This window comes from Photobacterium sanctipauli, from assembly GCF_003026495.1.
In the GTDB taxonomy this organism is placed as follows: Bacteria; Pseudomonadota; Gammaproteobacteria; order Enterobacterales; family Vibrionaceae; genus Photobacterium; species Photobacterium sanctipauli.
In genome coordinates, this window is sequence record NZ_PYMA01000005.1 from 38133 (window position 1) to 56291 (window position 18159).

Consider the following 18159-nt stretch of genomic DNA (forward strand, 5'->3'; position numbering starts at 1 on the left):
AATCACGGTTCAGTGATGTTGAGAAAAAGCTGTTTAGAATTGAGTTAAGGGCTATTTCTGCCAATCAGAGATAGCCCTTTTTAATGGTCGTGCGTATGATTAATCTAACTTACTTGTCAGCTTATCTGGTACAGCATGGCACAAGATGTAGGAGCAAGGGTTAGGCGGCCTGTATCACCATGATAAGTAATGTTAACCCCATTGAGTTCTAATGCCTCTTTATATTTCCCTCCTGGCAACGTTAGGCTAATCGGCTCGCTGCCTTTGTTAAGCGCGACAATGCCATGTTCGCCGCGTTTAAACATTAAGTGATTTTCCCCAACTTCCAGCACCTTCATTGAAGTGCAGTGGAAGGTATTATGAAATTGAATCATTCGTACAAGGGTAGGGTGGCTCCAATCATCCAACCAACGGGGAGCACCTAATTGGTTGTTGATACCACTAGTGTCAAGATCGCTGTAAATGAGCGGCACACCACCATCGCGGCCAAGGATGTAGCTATACGCCAGCATTTCGCTCTCTTCTGACATGACCTGATCAAGGAACACATCATTGTTCGGGATATCATGGGTTATCGCAAAAGTGATGGCGCGGTCATAGGCAAGCGCCTCGCCAACCGAGTAGGGGTTGACTAAGTCGGTCATTGGCGCATCTTTTTCCATTGTGTTGAAAATGGAGTGGAACAATGGGAAGTCGTAAGCGCCCAGGTTTGTATCTTTGAGGTATGGTTCGAGGAATAGATTATATTCTTCTTTACTCGCCCCACCATTAGTGATGATTTCGCCAAAAATGTGGACACCTTCACTGATTTCGTCATTCCAAACTTGCTGGATGTGTTCTAAGGTAAGGTGCTTAGCCGCATCAATTCGAAACCCCTTCACACCTAGTTGCTTCAGCGCAATGAGGTATTTCTGTTGTTGTTTTACTACATTTTCATTGCATTTTAGTGTCGGTAGCCCCGGATCATCCTGTCCACCACTGATACGGCCATGCTGAACTTGCCACGGATCGTTCCAATCCTTGATCGGAAATGCATTTACAAAATCATATTCTGTAAACAGGGGTGAGGATAAATCACCAAATAATCTTAGTTCTTCAAAATATTGCTTTGAGCTGCAGTATTCTGCTTGGATGTCTGCTGAAGGATAATTGAGATCACTTCGTAAGTACGCTTCGTTAGCCATGTGGTTGAAGACAACATCGACATAAATATCGATATCATGCTTTTTTAATGCAGTTGTCATCGCTTTGAAATCAAGGGTGTTACCTAGTTGGTTATCGATAATTCGGTAATCTTGAGGTTGATAGCGCTGCCACCATTTCGTCCCTTGCTGTGATTTGTGAGACTTCATTGGAGGAGATACAAGAACGGTCTTGTAGCCAGCGTTGGCGATTTCTTGCGCGTGTTTTGCCACGCGCTGATAGGGCCAATCGAAAGCATGCAAAATAACATTAGTTGCTTTTGCTGGGGCTGAATTAGTCACGCTGTTGGTCATTATCTCTGCCTTTCAAATGAACTCATTGAATTTTACTGGCACATACTGAAAAAGTATTCATCACCTTATAGTGAAAATAGGGGAGGAGGAAAGGGGGAGTAGGTTAAAAAAACCAGTAAAAACAGGATATTCTACAAATATGAAATAAATATAAAATTTCAGATGTTAATTTTACCTTGTGAATAAAGGTTAAAATGTTATTGTATTTTTTCACACTAAGTGTGATCGGGGTCAGCAGGATGCTGCCCTGTAAAAAAATTAGATATATGTAGAATAATAAACAAATTTCACTGCACAGCCATTCTCATCGGGTATGATTATGTGTTATATATGTGATTAATTGCTTACTAACAAGGAGGTACACCATGGCTGGTGTTTTAGGAATGATTTTGGCTGGTGGAGAAGGGTCGCGTCTACGCCCTTTAACTGATACTCGTACTAAGCCTGCAGTGCCATTTGGTGGAAGTTACCGCCTGATTGACTTCGCATTAAACAATTTCCTTAATGCTGATCTGATGAAGATTTATGTTCTGACTCAGTTCAAGTCGCAGTCGTTATACGTTCACATGAAAAAAGGCTGGAATGTGTCGGGAATTACAGGTCGATTTATTGACCCAATCCCTGCGCAGATGCGAATGGGTAAGCGATGGTATGATGGCACGGCTGATGCGATTTATCAGAATTTACGTTTCATCCAGTTAGAAGAACCGGATCAAGTGTGTATTTTTGGTAGTGATCACATCTACAAAATGGACGTTAAGCAGATGCTTGATTTCCACCTAGAGAAAAAAGCCGACCTGACTGTTTCTGCACTGAGAATGCCGCTAAGCGAAGCAAGTGCATTTGGTGTAATTGAAGTAGACGAAAACGGGTGCATGGTAGGCTTCGAAGAGAAGCCAGAGAATCCGAAATCTATCCCAGGTGATCCAGAGCATGCGCTAGTCTCTATGGGTAACTACATCTTCGAAACTGACGTGCTAAGCAAAGAACTTGAAGAAGATGCGGTAAACGAAGAGTCTAGCCACGACTTTGGTAAAGACATTATTCCTAAGCTTTTCCCACAGGGTAAAGTATTTGTTTATGACTTTACGAAGAACGTAATCCCAGGTGAAAAAACCGCGGGTTACTGGCGCGATGTAGGTACAATTGAATCTTACTGGCAGGCCCACATGGACCTATTGTCAGAAGATGCCCCCTTCTCTCTATACAACCGCCAGTGGCAGCTTCATACATACTACCCACCACTACCGCCTGCAACGGTACTCGATAGCGATGAGCACAAGGTTGATACCAACAACTGCATGATCTCTGCGGGTAGTTATATTCGTGGCGCTAAAGTCCACCGTTCAGTGCTTGGTTTCCGCACAAACGTTGATACCGGTACAACTATTAGCGAATCGGTGATCTTGGGTGATGTGAAAATTGGCGCTAACTGTTCTATTCGCAAAGCAATCATTGATAAAAACGTTCAAATTGCCCCTGGTACAGTGATTGGCGAGAACTTGGAAGAAGATAAGAAGAAATACCATGTATCAGACGAAGGAATTGTCGTGATACCGAAAGGAGCAAAAATTGGCTACTAGGAAAAAGTCTTCACCCAAGCCACTGAAGATCTTATTTGTCTCTTCAGAGGTCGAAGGTTTAGTCAAAACCGGCGGCTTGGCTGATGTCGCTAAATCTTTACCTGCTGCGTTAATCGCGTTGGGTCATGATGTGCGTGTAGCGATGCCACTATACCGAAAGGTTGCTCAGGGAGAGCAAGCTGAGGTCTTGGCAGAAACAGAGCTGCATGTTGAAACACAGCCAGCACCTGTTGCGTATAAGGTTAAGCAACTACACACTGCAGGCGTCCCTGTATACGGTATTGATGCCCCGCAGTATTTTGACCGTGATGAGTTGTACGCAGAAAACAATGAAGCCTATCCAGATAATGGTGAACGTTTCGCTTTCTTCAGTGCTGCCTCGCTTGACCTGTGCGAAAAAGTGGGCTTCCAGCCAGACATTATTCACTGTAATGACTGGCATGCTGGATTAGTCCCATTCTTACTACGCACACGTTATGCGGATAATGAATTCTTTGCCAAGGCAAAGAGCGTCATTACTATTCATAATGCGGTGTTCAAAGGTGAGTACAACTACGATCAGTTCAGCTTGATCCCCGAGTTGATCCAGCGTCGCTATCTGCAAGTCGAGATGAACCCATCACAAGTCAGCATGTTAAAAGCAGGTGTTGCCTTTGCCGATAAAGTGAATGCAGTAAGCCCGAACTATGCGTCGGAACTACTGACTCACTTGGGTTCACATGGCATGTCGGAAGATTTCCAGCATCGAGCTGATGATCTGTATGGCATTGTGAATGGCTGCGACTATGGTGATTGGAACCCTGAAACGGACCCGTACATTAAGCAGCACTTTAAAGCGAATAAAGTGAGCTTGGCGCGTGGCAAGAAAGCTTGTAAGCGTGATCTTCAACAACGTGTTGAACTGCCAGTGGTGGATGTGCCGGTCTACGGTATGGTTTGCCGCCTGACAGAGCAGAAAGGGGTACAGTACCTATTACCTATTCTGCGTGATTTCTTGCGCAACCAAGTCCAAGTTGTCATTGTTGGTAGTGGTGATCCAAAACTTGCTGATGAACTGCGTCAGGTTAGTGCAGAATTTCCGGACCAGTTTGCGTTTATTGAAGCGTACGATAACCCGCTTGCTCACTGTGTTGAAGCCGGCTCAGATTTCTTCATGATGCCGTCGCAGTTTGAACCATGTGGTTTGAACCAGCTTTACAGCTTAGCCTATGGTACTTTGCCTATTGTGCGTGGCGTTGGCGGATTGAAAGATACCGTTATCGACTATGACGATACGCCGCAAGTGGCAACCGGCTTTATTTTCGATGCACCGACCCCGGAGGCATTGCTAATTAAATTGCAGCGTAGCTTGTTGGTTTACTGTCAGCAGCCACAAGAATTTAAGCGCCTTCAGCAAAATGCGATGGCATGTAAGTTTGAGTGGAAAGAAGCGGCAGAGCAGTACCTTCGTATGTACTCGGGTGATGAGCCAAGTGTAATTGAGAAGGTGGAAGCCGAAAAAAAGCTTGAAGCTGATACTCAATAACATCAGTGTTATGTCGAGTTAACGTCTAATCTAAAACCCTCTTCGGAGGGTTTTTTCGTATTAGATTCTGCACGGTTGAAAATTTGACTGCTGAGGAGGGGAGTGGCGGTGGTTGATTATCAGGCTTTGCTATGCGAACATGACGCAAACGTTTGCTAGATTGTATTGTTGGGTTGCATTGTTTTGTAGCAATCTATTCCGAGTGTTCTAGCAAGCGCCTTCGTATAACCCCATTAATATGGTATGGGGGTCTCTACCAGAATCCGTTAAATTCTGATTACGAAGAGTTAAGCACGTGTGCTTTTCTCTTTGTATGTCATTTTTCGACGCGACAGAAAAGCACCTTAATACATCACAATCCATACAAGTACTGATACGGCGTGGATAAAAATATAATAAGGGCTAGCAATGAATGAATTTATTCAAGGGTTACCAAAGGTTGAACTCCATCTGCATATTGAGGGGACATTAGAGCCAGAGCTAATGTTTGAACTGGCTGAGCGTAATAATATTGTGATTCCATTCGCGTCACCTCAAGCCGTACGAGATGCTTATCAATTTCATAATCTCCAATCTTTCTTAGATATCTACTACCAAGGGGCGAATGTACTGATCACTGAGCAGGACTTTTTCGATTTAACTTGGGCGTACTTATTGCGCTGCAAGCAGGATAACGTTCTACATACAGAAATCTTCTTTGACCCTCAAACACACACTGAGCGTGGCATTGCGTTTGATACTGTTATCGGTGGCATCACCCGCGCTTTGGAACAAGCGAACACGCAACTTGGGATAACTAGCCAGCTGATCATGTGCTTTTTGCGCCACTTGGATGAAGACGACGCATTTAAGACCTTAGCCCTTGCCATGCCGTACAAAGACAAGATTATCGCTGTTGGATTGGATTCATCTGAGCTTGGTCACCCACCTGAAAAGTTTGCACGTGTTTTTCGGGCTGCCAAAGAAGCAGGCTTCCTTACCGTTTCCCATGCAGGGGAAGAAGGGCCGGCACAAAATATTCACGATACGATCGAACTGCTTGGCGTCAGTCGCATCGACCATGGCGTCCGGTGTGTTGAGGACAAAGCATTGGTGCAGCAGTTAGCTGAAAGCCGTATGCCGCTGACAGTTTGTCCATTATCCAACATCAAGTTGAAGGTGTTCGATACAATGCGTCAGCATAATATTGTCGAACTACTGGAGGCAGGGCTGTGCGTTACTATCAACTCTGATGACCCTGCCTATTTTGGTGGGTATATGACAGACAATTTTGTTGCTGTGGCCAATGCACACCCATTAACACCCGCGCAGTTAGCTCAGTTTACCCTTAACGCCATTGAAGCCAGCTTTATTGATTCGGCTCGCAAGGAAGCACTAACGCGGCAAGTGAATAGTTACATGAGCCGCTGTTTGGTGGGTTAATCTGAGGGCCAGTGTATGGCTATGAAGCGCTCGGATCACTGTCGCGGTTAAGCCACTCAAACAGGCGCGTCATTGAGTCAGTCATGTTCTCATGAGGACACAGTAAGTAGTACCCCTTGCCCGATGCAACTGTTGAAGGCAGGGGTAACACCAGCCTGCCACTGAGGATATCTTGCTCAGCGAGTGTGATATCACCCACTGCAATACCGAAGCCTTGGATGGACGCACTAACCGCGAGATCTAAAGTCGCAAAGTGTTGGTTGTTGGTGGCTGACACCTGCTCACTATGGTGTTGTTGCAACCATAGCTGCCAATCACTTTTGTTCGGGGTGGCATGAAGCCAGGTGAATTGGCTGAGTTGCTCAATAGTCAGTGGCGTCGTGTGTTCTCCCAATAAATGGGGGGCGCACATCGGCGCCAGTACTTCTTCAAAAAGTAATTGGCTATTCAAGCGCTTAGAGTTTGTTGGAGACTGGTAGCAGATAGCAGCACTAAATGCTTCGGTAGAGAAGTCGACATTGTGATTAATCGCGGATGTTAGCTCAACGTCGATATCCGGAAACCGTTGTTGGAATGTCATGAGCTTTGGTAATAACCAAGGTGTTATACAGCTTGGTGCCTTAAGGGTGATTTTTTGCTTGTCAGAGGTGACGGCTGCCACAGCGTGCTGCAGCTGATTTAAGGCTTTCTCGACCAAAGGCAAAAACTGATGGCCTTTTTCTGTTAATGCTAAACCTCTGGCGTGGCGGCTGAATAGTGTCACGTTTAAACGGTTTTCCAGTGCAATTATCTGCCGGCTAACGGCTCCTTGGGTGATATTCAACGCTTGTGCTGCTTGGGTGAAGTTTAAGGTTTTAGCGGTAACCAAAAAAGCATTCAGCTCTTTGATGGTCGGTGTGTTAGCCATCATTTCTACACTTCCTTTGCTCGACTTCCAATTTCGGGGTATGAGAAAACCTCATGGCTAGTATGCCGTTTTATCGATTCATTTATCAACTTAAAGCTGCTTATAATGGCTCTATGATTATTTATGTTGTTTTGGTGGTTTTTTATTCTCTGGGCTGAGGTTAATTTTACCCGGGAATAGCATAGGAGTGATGGATGGAATCATTGGCGCAAAAGTTAGTACCCGAAGCAGTAGAGAAGCTGATCCCATATCAGTCTGCTCGTCGGATTGGTGGTAATGGCCACTTATGGTTGAATGCCAATGAACTGGAAAGTAGTTGCCAGTATGGCGAACAAAAAGAGGGTTATCACCGTTACCCGGACTTTCTACCACAAGATATTGCTTCCGCTTACTTGGCGTTTAGCCAGCAGGGAAGTGAGCCGTTAGCTTGTGAAGCTGTGGCCGTGCGTGGTGCAGACGAAGCCATTGATTTGCTAATCAGAACCTTCTGTCAGCCTGGTGTCGATAAAATCATGGTTTGCCCGCCAACTTATGCAATGTATGAGTTTTGTGCTGATTCCATTGCTGCTGAAACAGTGAAAGTTCCGCTTAACCAGGATTTCCAACTGGATATGGCCGCGATAAAGTCGCAGCTATCAGAGGTTAATCTGGTTTTCCTATGTTCGCCAAATAATCCGACAGGCAACATTATTGAGCGTGCAGACATTGTCGACTTGCTGGAGGCGGCAAAAGATCAAGCATTGGTCGTAGTGGATGAAGCATATATTGAGTTTGCACCGCAGAGTACCGTTGTTGATTTGATGCGTGAGTATCCACACTTGGTTGTGATCAGAACCTTGTCTAAAGCCTTTGGGTTAGCAGCTATTCGTTGCGGATTCCTATTGGCAGATACTAGCGTGATGTCTTATGTCATGCGACTGATAGCGCCTTATCCCATTGCAGATCCAATTGCAGAAATTGCACTCAATGCACTTGCGCCAGCGGGTATTGATAAAATGCAAACTCAGGTGGGGCAGCTGGTGGCGACAAGGGACTGGTTTGCTAATGAATTAGCCAGCTTATCCATTGTTGATCACGTGATGCCAACAGCAACTAACTTTGTACTGGTCAAATTCAATACAGCCGAATGTATGTACCAGTACTTGTGTAGCAAGGGCATAGTGACCCGAAACCAAAGCCATGAACCCGCCTTGGCAGATTGCGTCAGAATTTCTATTGGTTCACGTGAAAGTATGCAGGAAACCCTTCAAGCATTAAAAGATTACCAGCTCTCAGCCTAACGAATTGGAAAAAGGAATTGATTATGAAAAAAGTAATGACAGTTGGCCTGATTTTGGCCTCAGTATTTGCAGCGACAACGCAAGCGTCAGAGCGTCCAGTTCGTTTAGCTTCAGATTTCACCTATCCACCGTTTAATTACAAAGATGCGTCGGGCACGCCACAAGGGTTTGATATCGAAATTGCGGATGCACTTTGTGCAGAAGCACAATTAAAGTGCGAGTGGGTAGCACAAAGCTGGGATGGCCTAATTCCTTCGCTGTTATCACGTAAATCCGATGTGATTATGGCCTCTATGCGTATTACCGAAGAGCGTAAAGAACGTGTACTGTTTACCGATAAGTACTACCAGACACCAGCACGTTTTGTCGCAGCGGAATCCGCTAGCGTGACGATCAGTGAACAGGGCTTAGAAGGTAAGCGTATTGGTGTGCAGCTGGGTACGATCCACGATCGTTATGTCACCGATATGTATGGTGATGTCGCCAATATCCGTCGTTACAATGGCCAGGACGAAGTTTATCTGGATTTGGAAAGTGGTCGCTTGGACGCGGTTTTCGGTAACTCAGATCAGCTGGCATTAGCCTTCTTGGAAAAAGAGCGCGGCGAAGGCTTTGAGTTTGTTGGTGACGCTGTCACGGATAAAGCCTACATCGGTGAAGGAACCGCTCTAGCGCTGCGCAAGAATGATAAGCAGTTGGCTGAGAAGTTTAACAGTGCTATTGAAGCAATTCGTGAAAACGGTACTTACGATAAAATTGCGGCCAAATACTTCAGCTTTGATATTTACGGTGAGTAATTAGCGGTTAGAAAGTAAGCCGTTAGTAGGCAAGTAAGTTACATTTAGGTAAAATATAGGAAAGCCACTAGCAAAACCTTCAAGGTGAATGCTGGTGGCTTTTTGCTAGATGTATAGGTGTAGTTGTAGGTGTAAATGTAAGTACTTGTCGTTACTTCAAGTTAAGCCGCTTGGCTAACCGATGGAGATTGCCGGTATCAAGCTTTAGTTGTCTGGCTGTTGCCGCCCAATTTTGGTTGTTCTGTTGATAGGCTTGGCTTATCACTAGGGCTTGAAATTGATCCGTTGCTTCTCTTAACCCGCCGGAGTCAGATAGCGAGGTTTTGAAAATAGCCTCTATGCTATCGGTGTCTGCTTGCGCTTCTGTTGCCATTGTTGCTGGGTCAGAGATGCTTGGTTGATCATAGCTTGCTTTGTCATTCAAATCGAAGTGTTTGGGCAGCAATTCTAGTATTGGGCTGTTGGACTCAGCACGTGCAACCACTGCTGCACGGTTGATGGTATGTTCTAACTCTCTGACATTACCTGGCCAAGCGTAAGATTTAATGAGGCTGATGGCTTGTGGGCTTAACCGAATATTCGATACGCCTAACTTGCTGATACAACGTTCAGCAAAGAAACCCGAAAGCAACACGACGTCATTGCCACGCTCACGTAGGGCAGGGGTCTGAATAGGAAAAACACTCAAACGGTGATAAAGATCCGCCCGAAATTGGCCAGCCGTGACTTCCTCATGAAGCTGTTTGTTGGTTGCAGCGATAATGCGCGTGTTCACGGTAAGATTTCTATCATCACCGACTCGCTGTAAATCCCCGTATTGCAGCACTCGTAGTAACTTTGCTTGTAGCGCCAACGGGAGTTCGCCTATTTCATCAAGAAATAGCGTGCCATTATCCGCCATTTCAAATTTGCCCTTTCTGTCACTCACCGCACCGGTAAAAGCGCCTTTAACATGACCAAATAATTCACTTTCGGCAACAGACTCAGGAAGCGCGGCACAATTTAGGTAAACCAGTGGCTTATTAGAGCGAAGGGACTGAGCATGGATAGAAGCTGCCACCAATTCTTTACCTACGCCTGTTTCACCGGTGATGAGTACAGTAAGGTCAGTATTGGCAACGGCTTGTATTTGCGAGTTTAGGGTTTTCATTGGTTCGGACTGGCCAATCATGGTCACTCCGCCATGCTGACTGGCCGCTTTTATGGGGGAGCGGGTGATTTGCCCGCTCTGCTTTTCAAGTTTCTCCATCAGCAGCGCATTATGCAGGCTTGCGGCAGCGAGTGCGCTGATAGTCCGTAAATCTTCATTGCTAAACGCATCAAATTGGTTTGGGTTAAAACCGTCGATGGTAAGTGCACCTATCAGGGTATCTTCTGCCATCAACGGCAGCCCAATACAGGCATGTACGTGTAGCTTCTCATCATGGTTGGGGATCAAGCCGTCATAAGGGTCGGGCAAGTCACTATCGTGGGGAAAGCGAACGATATCCCCAGCTCTTGCAATTGCTTCTAGCCTTGGGTGGGCATCAAGATCAAATTGGCGGCCAAGTACCTCTTCAAACATGCCATTAATCGCTAGCGGCATGAAGTGCTGCTCTTTGAAAGCAAGCAGCGCTGATGCATCGCAGCCAAATACGCTTTTTATTACTGTTAGTAGCCGTTCAAACCTATCTTGGCTGGAAATGCCTTGGGTAAGATCGAGTGCTATTCGTGTGAGTTGTTGCTGGGCATTTTTCACTTTCTGACGACCAATAGAGGTTAAGCTCATTGTCATTATGACAGCAATGGTGTCTTAAGGACAATTTAATATGTTGTCATTATGACATTACTCGTTGCTTTTAAATTTCAAAGTCTCAACAAATCAATGAATTATAAACTTGGCACGGTGAGTGCAATACATGGATCAGATTTAGCGCTAAGCGCTTTGAAAATTGAAAAGGTAACAACATGACGATCCACGTTAAAAACAACATCCATTGGGTAGGCCAGCGAGACTGGGAGGTACAAGATTTCCACGGGACAGAATATAAAATGACGAAAGGCACGTCATATAACAGCTATCTTATCCGTGAAGAGAAAACAGTGTTGATCGATACTGTTGACCATCGTTTTAGCCACCAGTTTATTCAGAATCTAGAGATGGAAATCAACCTTGAACAGATTGATTACATTGTGATTAACCATGCTGAAGAAGATCATTCTGGCGCCCTTTCTGCCTTGATGGCGAAAATCCCTAACACGCCAATTTACTGCACCGAGAATGCAGTGGATTCCATTGTCGGTCACCACCATCACCCAGAGTGGAATTTCAAAACCGTGAAAACCGGAGACACGTTAGACATCGGTAATGGCAAGCAGCTAATTTTCATTGAAGCCCCAATGTTGCATTGGCCAGACAGTATGATGACTTATCTCACTGATGATGCGGTGTTGTTCAGTAATGATGCCTTTGGCCAGCACTATTGTGATGAGCACTTGTTTAATGATGAGGTTGATCAGGCTGAATTGATGGAGCAATGCCTTCGTTATTACTCCAATATCTTGACGCCGTTTAGTGGCCTGGTCACCGCCAAGATCCATGAAGTGCTTAGCTTCAATGTACCTGTCGATATGATTGCCACATCCCACGGCATTGTTTGGCGCGACAACCCGACACAGATCATCCACCAGTACCTTGAGTGGGCAGATAACTACCAAGAAGATCGCATCACTATTTTCTACGATTCAATGTCGAATAACACCCGTATGATGGCTGATGCAATAGCGCAGGGTATCCATGATGTTGACCCAGGTGTTGCGGTCAAAGTTTTCAATGTTTCTCGTCATGACAAAAACGAAATACTAGCGAATGTATTTCGTTCAAAAGGGATCTTGGTTGGATCATCAACCATGAACAACGTGATGATGCCTAAGATTGCGGGGATGTTGGAAGAGATTACTGGCCTGCGCTTTAAAGACAAAAAAGCAGGGGCGTTTGGTAGCTTTGGTTGGAACGGTGGTGCCGTCGACCGTATCCATGCCCGCTTAACGGATGCGGGATTCGAGACAACCATCAGTAAAAAAACGAAATGGAAACCGGATGGTACTGCAATGCGCGAGTGCAGGGAGCACGGTCGCCAAATTGCAAGGCAGTGGGCGATGAATGATTTGTCCCAACCTTTGCAGCAAACGTTGATTAATCCCGTTGAGCCGACAATTAAAGCAAGTTCAGGCGCGCAACAACCGAGCGATAACCAGAAAATGCTGTGTACGGTGTGTAACTGGATCTACGATCCAGCACTGGGAGAGCCAAACCAAGGTATTGAAGTGGGTACATGCTGGTCTGACATACCCGAAAGCTTCCTGTGCCCTGAATGCAGCCTGGGCAAAGATGTTTTTGAGCCAGTTGCAGGAGCTTAAGATGACCAATCCCATTGTGATTATTGGTAGTGGCTTCGCAGCTTACCAACTGGTTAAAGCGATTCGCCGAATAGATAACACGATCCCAATTGATGTGTTTACCGCCGATGAAGGCCACGATTATAACAAGCCGGATTTAAGCCATGCTATTTCTAACCAGCAATTGGCTGGGGACTTGATTCGATCCTGCGGTGAGTCAGTCGCTGAATCATTGAATTTCCGCTTACATGCAAATACGTATATCGATGCAATAGACACTGAGCGTAAATGCATTACGTCAGCGGAGAGGCAGTATTCGTACTCCAAATTGGTCCTGGCGACGGGGGCAAACGCTTTTGTACCTCCGATGACGGGAACGGCTGCTGATACGGTTATCACCCTAAACAGCCTAGAAGAATATGAAAAGCACCAAGATGAACTACATCGTGCTGAGCGTGTACTGGTAATCGGTGGCGGTATTATTGGCTCAGAGTTGGCAATGGATATTGCAACTAGCGGCAAGCAAGTGGTGTTGGTGGAACCTTGCGAATCACTTATGTCGGGTATGTTGCCGGATTACATTGGCTATCAGCTAGAGAAGGCATTGAAACGACAAGGTGCCAAAGTACAAACGCAAGACACTGTAATTGCATTAAACAGATTGAGTGAGACTGACGGTATAGCAGTAACACTTAAGTCAGGGCGGGAGTTTATTGTTGATGCGGCTATATCCGCTGCAGGCTTGGTACCCAATACATCACTTGCCAATGATGGTGGCATAACCGTAAATCGTGGCATTGTTGTCGATAGTACATTGCAAACATCGGCGAGGGATGTATACGCCCTTGGCGATTGTGCTGAAATTAACGGGCAGGTAAGGGCTTATCTACAGCCGGCTTTATTGAGTGCTAATGCTTTGGCTAAAACATTGCTGGGTCAAGCAACTCAACTTGTGATGCCGCCAATGATGGTAAAAGTAAAAACACCTAAGTACCCAATTCAATTGGGCGGCTCGACAATATCAGGTGTGGCCAAGTGGCAATTGGATATAGATGCCTCAGGTTGCTCGGCCAAATCTTATAACGAACACGGTAAGCTAGTGGGGTTTGTGGTGACGGAAGAACAGACAAAACAAGCTTTTCCATTGCTTAAAGCGCTATCGGAATCATAATTCAACTGATTAGTCATTTGCCTAAGGAGGCGATATGAGCCATCAACGTATTCCAGCCAACTGGACAATTCAGCGTTCTACACCATTTTTCACCAAGGAAAATGTGCCTGCTGCATTGCTTAGTCACCATAACACGGCTGAAGGTGTATTCGGCCAACTTTGTGTGATGGAAGGTGTAGTGACGTATTACGGGTTTGCAGACAGTGAGGCCACTGAGCCAGAAGTGACAGTCGTCATCAAAGCAGGGGAGTTTGCGACTAGTCCACCGCAATACTGGCACCGTGTTGAGTTAAGTGAGGATGCCCAGTTTAATATTAATTTTTGGTCGGATAAAGACAGAACCAATAAACCCAGAACCAGTAAACCCATGTTTAATACTAAATAGCTGTGGCTGAGTATTAATTAATTCAGAACATGTTATGGCAAAGGGCTAGATTCTATCTAGCCCTTAGTTAATTTAATTGATTAGATCTTGATGCCCATGTTCTTATCAATGATTTCAGCAAGCTTGCCGCTTTCTTCTAGCTCAGCGAGAATACGGTTGATTTCAACTTGTAGTTCTTCATCTTGAGGCATCATCGTACCAATAGATGATTGGGTGAACTCAGAATCTGGCATTGAACGGCATAGCTCATCCCAGTGGCGTGCACGATAATCTGCTTCAACTGAATCTGGGATCATCAAATCAACTGTGCCATCTAAAATTCTGTCGTAAACGTACTTGTTGGTTGGTTCAACATGCAGGTTTGCTTGTTGAAGGGTTTCTCGAGCGAAGATTGCATTGGTACCGCCTTCATTAATGATCACGGTTGTTGAAGGTTGATCGATTTTTTCTAGGCTATCGAACTTTTCCACATTCTTACAAAGGGTAATCGGTGTCTTGCCGTAGTTGTAGTAGCTTGTCGAGAAGTACGCATACTGCTTACGCGCATCATTTATTGAAATTCCTGTCATACCGATATCGAACTTACCGGCTTGAAAATCTTGCATCAAGGTTGGCCAGCTGGTTGGAACTAAGGTCAATTTAACACCTAGTTCTTTTGCAAACACAGCTGCAAGATCATGCTCGATACCAATGTATTGGCCATCTTCAAGTTTTTCGGAAAATGGCATGTAATCGCCAGTGACACCAACTTTAATTTCTTTATTTTGCTTAATGTTATCGTAGGCTTCGCCGGCAGATACTGCGGTTGAGATAAGGGCGGCGAGGCTTATAAGAGAGGCAGAAAGTGCTTTGTTCATATTACGTCTTCTTAGGTTGTGTTTTTATATTCAATGGGGAAAGAAGACCTGTTGTGATGAGTGATAACGCCATATTTAAACCAGCGTGGGCTTCCTTCCTGAAATAAGTGCTATTTGCCCTGAGTGCTGGTTGTTGCCACTTGACTCAGGGCTGTAAAAATCGTTTTGGTTGAAAGCTGGTCATAGTGTTATCTGCTGTTCGGGTGATTGGTTAGCAGATTAATTGACTTGAAATTCATTTGCAAGGTAAATGTCAATACTATGGCTTGCTATTGGTTGGTGCTGTTGGTGTAAATTTTTATTTACAATGGTTGAGGGCTTGCTTGGGCCTATTAAAGTCGTTTAACTGTGATTATATGATGTCTTTTATCCTTTTGATTTAGTTCGGTATTTAAGGGGGGATGACGTATGGCCGCATTAAATACCGAACTAAACAAATGAAATTCAATTAGAACACTCAGGTCAGTTGGCCAGTTAGTGATCCAATACAGTTACTTTCGAACCTTTTTCAGCAACATAGAAAATAATTACCCTGGCTGGCTCATTTCCTGTGTTTTCGCCGTAGTGAGAGGTGTTGACCACTTCAACAAGGGTATCGCCAGCATTGATTGTGATGCTCTTGTCTTTGGTGTGAACGGTCAGTTCGCCGCTGAGCAATATGCCAGTGTTGATAACAGGGTGGTGGTGCCAAGGGAGTTTTTCACCAGGCTCAACTATCACTTCTTTGATTGTTATTTCAGGCTGTTTTAGATGAAAGCTAGGTAGAGGTTGCCCATCCCAAGAATGGGTGGTTTTTGCCAGATCTTTGGAAGTGGCTGCTGTAAGCGAAAGGCTGGTGAGCAATAGTGTTAGCGACAGTAATATCCTTGTTTTCATAGTGATATCCATTTAGTAACCGATAGTGAAAGAATAGGCCAGAGATGGAGTAACGGCATGACAATAACGGTAGTGTGTCATTATTTCGATGCGGCTTATCATTGTGCTACTTCAGTGGGCTTAAATACGCTAAGATGCACGCCACTATTTTTGCTAGAGCCTATATTATCCAATGACTATTGCTACAACGCCTGCCAACTTCACTGAACTTGCCTTGATTCAGCCTTTATTAGCAAGACTAACGGAGTTGGATTATCAACAGCCAACCCCGATTCAAGCGCAAGTAATTCCGAGTGTGCTGGCTGGGAGTGACTTAATTGCAGGCGCAAATACTGGATCGGGTAAAACCGCGGCTTTTGCATTGCCATTGTTACAGATGCTTTTTAATCAAAAAAACACGGATAACTCGAAAGGCAAAAAAGGTAACTATGTCGCTGGATTGGTTTTGGTACCAACGCGTGAATTGGCGAAGCAGGTTGCTGACAGTATTAAGTCTTACGCTGCGCACTTTAACGGCGCAATCAAAACGGTAGCTGTGTTCGGTGGGGTCTCTGCCAATACGCAAATGCTTGCGTTACGCGGCGGTACCGATATTTTGGTTGCGACACCGGGCCGATTGCTCGATTTAATATCGAGTAACGCAATTAAGTTAGACAAAGTAAAGACGCTAGTGCTTGATGAAGCCGATCGCATGTTAAGCCTTGGCTTCACGGATGAGCTATCTGAATTGTTGGCGCTATTGCCAAAACAAAAGCAAACGCTGCTGTTTTCAGCAACATTCCCTGAGCAAGTACAGGCTTTAACTCAAGAGTTGCTTAATAACCCCGTCGAAATACAACTACAAAGTGATGATGCAAGCACCGTCGTTCAGCGTGTATTTAATGTCAACAAGGGTAAAAAAACAGCGGTATTGGCGCATTTGATTAAACAACACCAATGGCGACAGGCGCTTGTTTTTGTGAATGCGAAGAACAGCTGTGAACACTTAGCCGACAAGCTTTACAAACGTGGTATCGAAGCTGAAGTGTTCCACGGTGATAAAGGGCAGGGTTATCGTACTCGTATACTTGAAGCATTCAAATCTGGTGAGATTGAAGTCTTAATCGCCACGGATATTGCCGCCCGTGGTTTAGATATCGAAAAGCTGCCAGTTGTGATTAATTTCGACCTGCCAAGAAGCCCATCAGATTATATGCATCGTATTGGTCGAAGTGGTCGTGCAGGTGAAGTTGGCCTGGCACTTTCATTGATTGATTATGAAGATTTTCATCATTTCAAAGTTATCGAGAAGAAAAACAAAATTCGGCTTGAACGTGAGCAGGTAGAAGGGTTTGAATTCGATGAAACCATTACCGCAGAGATGCTAGAGGCAAACAAGCCAATGGCAAAACCTGAAGGAACGGGCAAGAAGAAGCGAAAGAAGAAAGGGTTAGCTAAAACAGATGTGTGGTTGAGAAATGCTTAACGCCAGTTTCAACCAAGAAAGTGGCGATCTCGACCGCGAGTAAAAAGGTTGGCTAATATTGCTAGCGCTTAGTTTCGAATGTTTGTGCTTACCTATTTGAAATTGCACGTTTAAATTTTGACTTTACCGAGCGCCAATGGGTCGTTGGTACTTTAGGTGCTCGAGCCAGTAGGTGAGACATATCCTCTTCTGTGGGGGTGATTTCGCCACCATGGGCCAAAATGAGTGAGCTGGGTTTTAAGCCAAAAACCCTTTCTAGTGAACGGCGGTAACGGTTTGGGTAGAAAACCGGGAAGGGCGGAATATAGCGCCCTTTCACTTTCACCATGAGATCGGCGACATAAATGCGATTGCTAGGTTGATGGTGCAAAGATAGATCCCTGTCGGTGTGGCCTTGCGTGGCAAGTGCAACCCACTCTGGGAAGCCCGGTAACGCTTCATTATCATCAAGTCGGTAGTCCGGCTTGAGCTTTCTGGCATACCAAATGTTTGTTTTTGGCTTCTTCATTCTCTTTGCCACCCATTTAGCCAGCATGATATCTGTGAGGTGCATTAGCTGGCCATCCAGTCCGCTATACCACTGTCCTTTTACATTTGCCGCTGCGATCTTACAGCGGGTCAGCTTTCGGAGCTGGTTGGCTGCCCCTGCGTGGTCGGGGTGCATGTGGGTAACGACAACCAATTCAAGGTCGGTAAAGGGGCGGTTGAGCGTGTTGGTAATAAACTGCTTAATGTAGGGAATATCCGCTCGGCTACAACCGTCAAGCAGTAGTAATCCGTGGGAGTATTCCGCTAGGTAGATAGATTGTATATACCCGTCTAATTTGTGCAGTTTTACCATTGATGTCATAAGCGCCTTAAACTGAATGGTTGTAAAAAAGTTAAACAATTGTTTGAAAATCATTATTGTTTAATTTTATCCAAGGTTCAAGCACGGAAATTTGCCATGTGCTTCCTTTGGACAAAAGGAGTGACAAAAATAGAGGCATACAAAAGAAAGTGAGCCTGAATGAGCAC

15 protein-coding genes and 1 riboswitch are annotated in these 18159 nt (G+C 45.1%); of the genes, 9 read left to right on the forward strand and 6 right to left on the reverse strand.

Annotated elements, in window-relative coordinates; genetic code table 11:
- Positions 1 to 116: 116 nt before the first annotated feature.
- Positions 117 to 1496: an alpha-amylase family glycosyl hydrolase gene (locus tag C9I98_RS10040; RefSeq protein ID WP_107271932.1), complete on the reverse strand. Its 1380-nt coding sequence runs from the start codon at positions 1494 to 1496 to the stop codon at positions 117 to 119.
- Positions 1497 to 1861: 365 nt separating this feature from the next.
- Here C9I98_RS10040 and glgC point away from each other — a divergent pair, with 365 nt between their 5' ends.
- The 3 genes from glgC (at position 1862) to C9I98_RS10055 (ending at position 6026) form a co-directional block, all read left to right on the forward strand.
- Complete coding sequence (glgC, locus tag C9I98_RS10045; protein WP_036827813.1) at positions 1862 to 3079, forward strand: glucose-1-phosphate adenylyltransferase; 1218 nt, start codon at positions 1862 to 1864, stop codon at positions 3077 to 3079.
- Positions 3069 to 4604 carry a glycogen synthase GlgA gene (glgA, locus tag C9I98_RS10050; RefSeq protein ID WP_036827810.1) on the forward strand — a complete coding sequence of 512 codons (1536 nt, stop codon included), beginning with the start codon at positions 3069 to 3071 and terminating at the stop codon, positions 4602 to 4604. Before glgC ends, glgA begins: the two co-directional genes overlap by 11 nt.
- A gap of 200 nt (positions 4605 to 4804) precedes the next feature.
- Positions 4805 to 4904: riboswitch (purine riboswitch) on the forward strand.
- 108 nt (positions 4905 to 5012) lie between these two features.
- Positions 5013 to 6026, forward strand: coding sequence for an adenosine deaminase (locus C9I98_RS10055; protein WP_107271933.1), 1014 nt, complete (start codon positions 5013 to 5015; stop codon positions 6024 to 6026).
- A 19-nt stretch (positions 6027 to 6045) separates the two neighbouring features.
- On the opposite strand, the gene C9I98_RS10060 is transcribed toward C9I98_RS10055, so the two are convergent.
- Complete coding sequence (locus tag C9I98_RS10060) at positions 6046 to 6936, reverse strand: LysR substrate-binding domain-containing protein (protein ID WP_036816431.1); 891 nt, start codon at positions 6934 to 6936, stop codon at positions 6046 to 6048.
- A gap of 191 nt (positions 6937 to 7127) precedes the next feature.
- On the opposite strand from C9I98_RS10060, the gene hisC reads away from it, so the two are divergent.
- Together hisC and C9I98_RS10070 are read left to right on the forward strand one after the other, a co-directional pair.
- On the forward strand, positions 7128 to 8213 hold the full coding sequence (gene hisC / locus C9I98_RS10065) for a histidinol-phosphate transaminase (RefSeq protein WP_036816428.1): 1086 nt from the start codon (positions 7128 to 7130) through the stop codon (positions 8211 to 8213).
- Between the two features lie 23 nt (positions 8214 to 8236).
- Positions 8237 to 9010, forward strand: coding sequence for an ABC transporter substrate-binding protein (locus tag C9I98_RS10070; protein ID WP_036816426.1), 774 nt, complete (start codon positions 8237 to 8239; stop codon positions 9008 to 9010).
- 151 nt (positions 9011 to 9161) lie between these two features.
- On the opposite strand, the gene norR is transcribed toward C9I98_RS10070, so the two are convergent.
- The gene (gene norR, locus C9I98_RS10075) at positions 9162 to 10778 is read right to left on the reverse strand and encodes a nitric oxide reductase transcriptional regulator NorR (protein ID WP_081878812.1); all 1617 of its coding nucleotides are present in this window, start codon (positions 10776 to 10778) and stop codon (positions 9162 to 9164) included.
- 179 nt (positions 10779 to 10957) lie between these two features.
- On the opposite strand from norR, the gene norV reads away from it, so the two are divergent.
- The 3 genes from norV to C9I98_RS10090 are packed head-to-tail and all read left to right on the forward strand — an operon-like array spanning position 10958 to position 13944.
- A complete protein-coding gene (gene norV / locus C9I98_RS10080; RefSeq protein ID WP_036816424.1) occupies positions 10958 to 12409 on the forward strand; it encodes an anaerobic nitric oxide reductase flavorubredoxin in 1452 nt (483 codons plus the stop codon).
- 1 nt (position 12410) lies between these two features.
- Positions 12411 to 13559, forward strand: coding sequence for an NADH:flavorubredoxin reductase NorW (gene norW, locus C9I98_RS10085; protein ID WP_036816421.1), 1149 nt, complete (start codon positions 12411 to 12413; stop codon positions 13557 to 13559).
- Between the two features lie 34 nt (positions 13560 to 13593).
- Positions 13594 to 13944 carry a TehB family protein gene (locus tag C9I98_RS10090; protein ID WP_107271934.1) on the forward strand — a complete coding sequence of 117 codons (351 nt, stop codon included), beginning with the start codon at positions 13594 to 13596 and terminating at the stop codon, positions 13942 to 13944.
- Positions 13945 to 14024: 80 nt separating this feature from the next.
- Here the strand turns inward: C9I98_RS10090 and C9I98_RS10095 are convergent, their stop codons facing one another.
- Positions 14025 to 14801 carry a transporter substrate-binding domain-containing protein gene (locus tag C9I98_RS10095; RefSeq protein ID WP_036819490.1) on the reverse strand — a complete coding sequence of 259 codons (777 nt, stop codon included), beginning with the start codon at positions 14799 to 14801 and terminating at the stop codon, positions 14025 to 14027.
- A 474-nt stretch (positions 14802 to 15275) separates the two neighbouring features.
- Entirely contained in the window at positions 15276 to 15677 is a 402-nt protein-coding gene (locus C9I98_RS10100; protein ID WP_036819491.1) for a cupin domain-containing protein, read from the reverse strand.
- 172 nt (positions 15678 to 15849) lie between these two features.
- On the opposite strand from C9I98_RS10100, the gene C9I98_RS10105 reads away from it, so the two are divergent.
- Complete coding sequence (locus tag C9I98_RS10105) at positions 15850 to 17142, forward strand: DEAD/DEAH box helicase (RefSeq protein ID WP_036819494.1); 1293 nt, start codon at positions 15850 to 15852, stop codon at positions 17140 to 17142.
- Between the two features lie 88 nt (positions 17143 to 17230).
- Here C9I98_RS10105 and C9I98_RS10110 read toward each other — a convergent pair whose 3' ends face one another.
- Positions 17231 to 17992, reverse strand: a complete 762-nt coding sequence (locus tag C9I98_RS10110; RefSeq protein WP_107271969.1) for an MBL fold metallo-hydrolase — start codon at positions 17990 to 17992, stop codon at positions 17231 to 17233.
- Positions 17993 to 18159 lie beyond the last annotated feature (167 nt).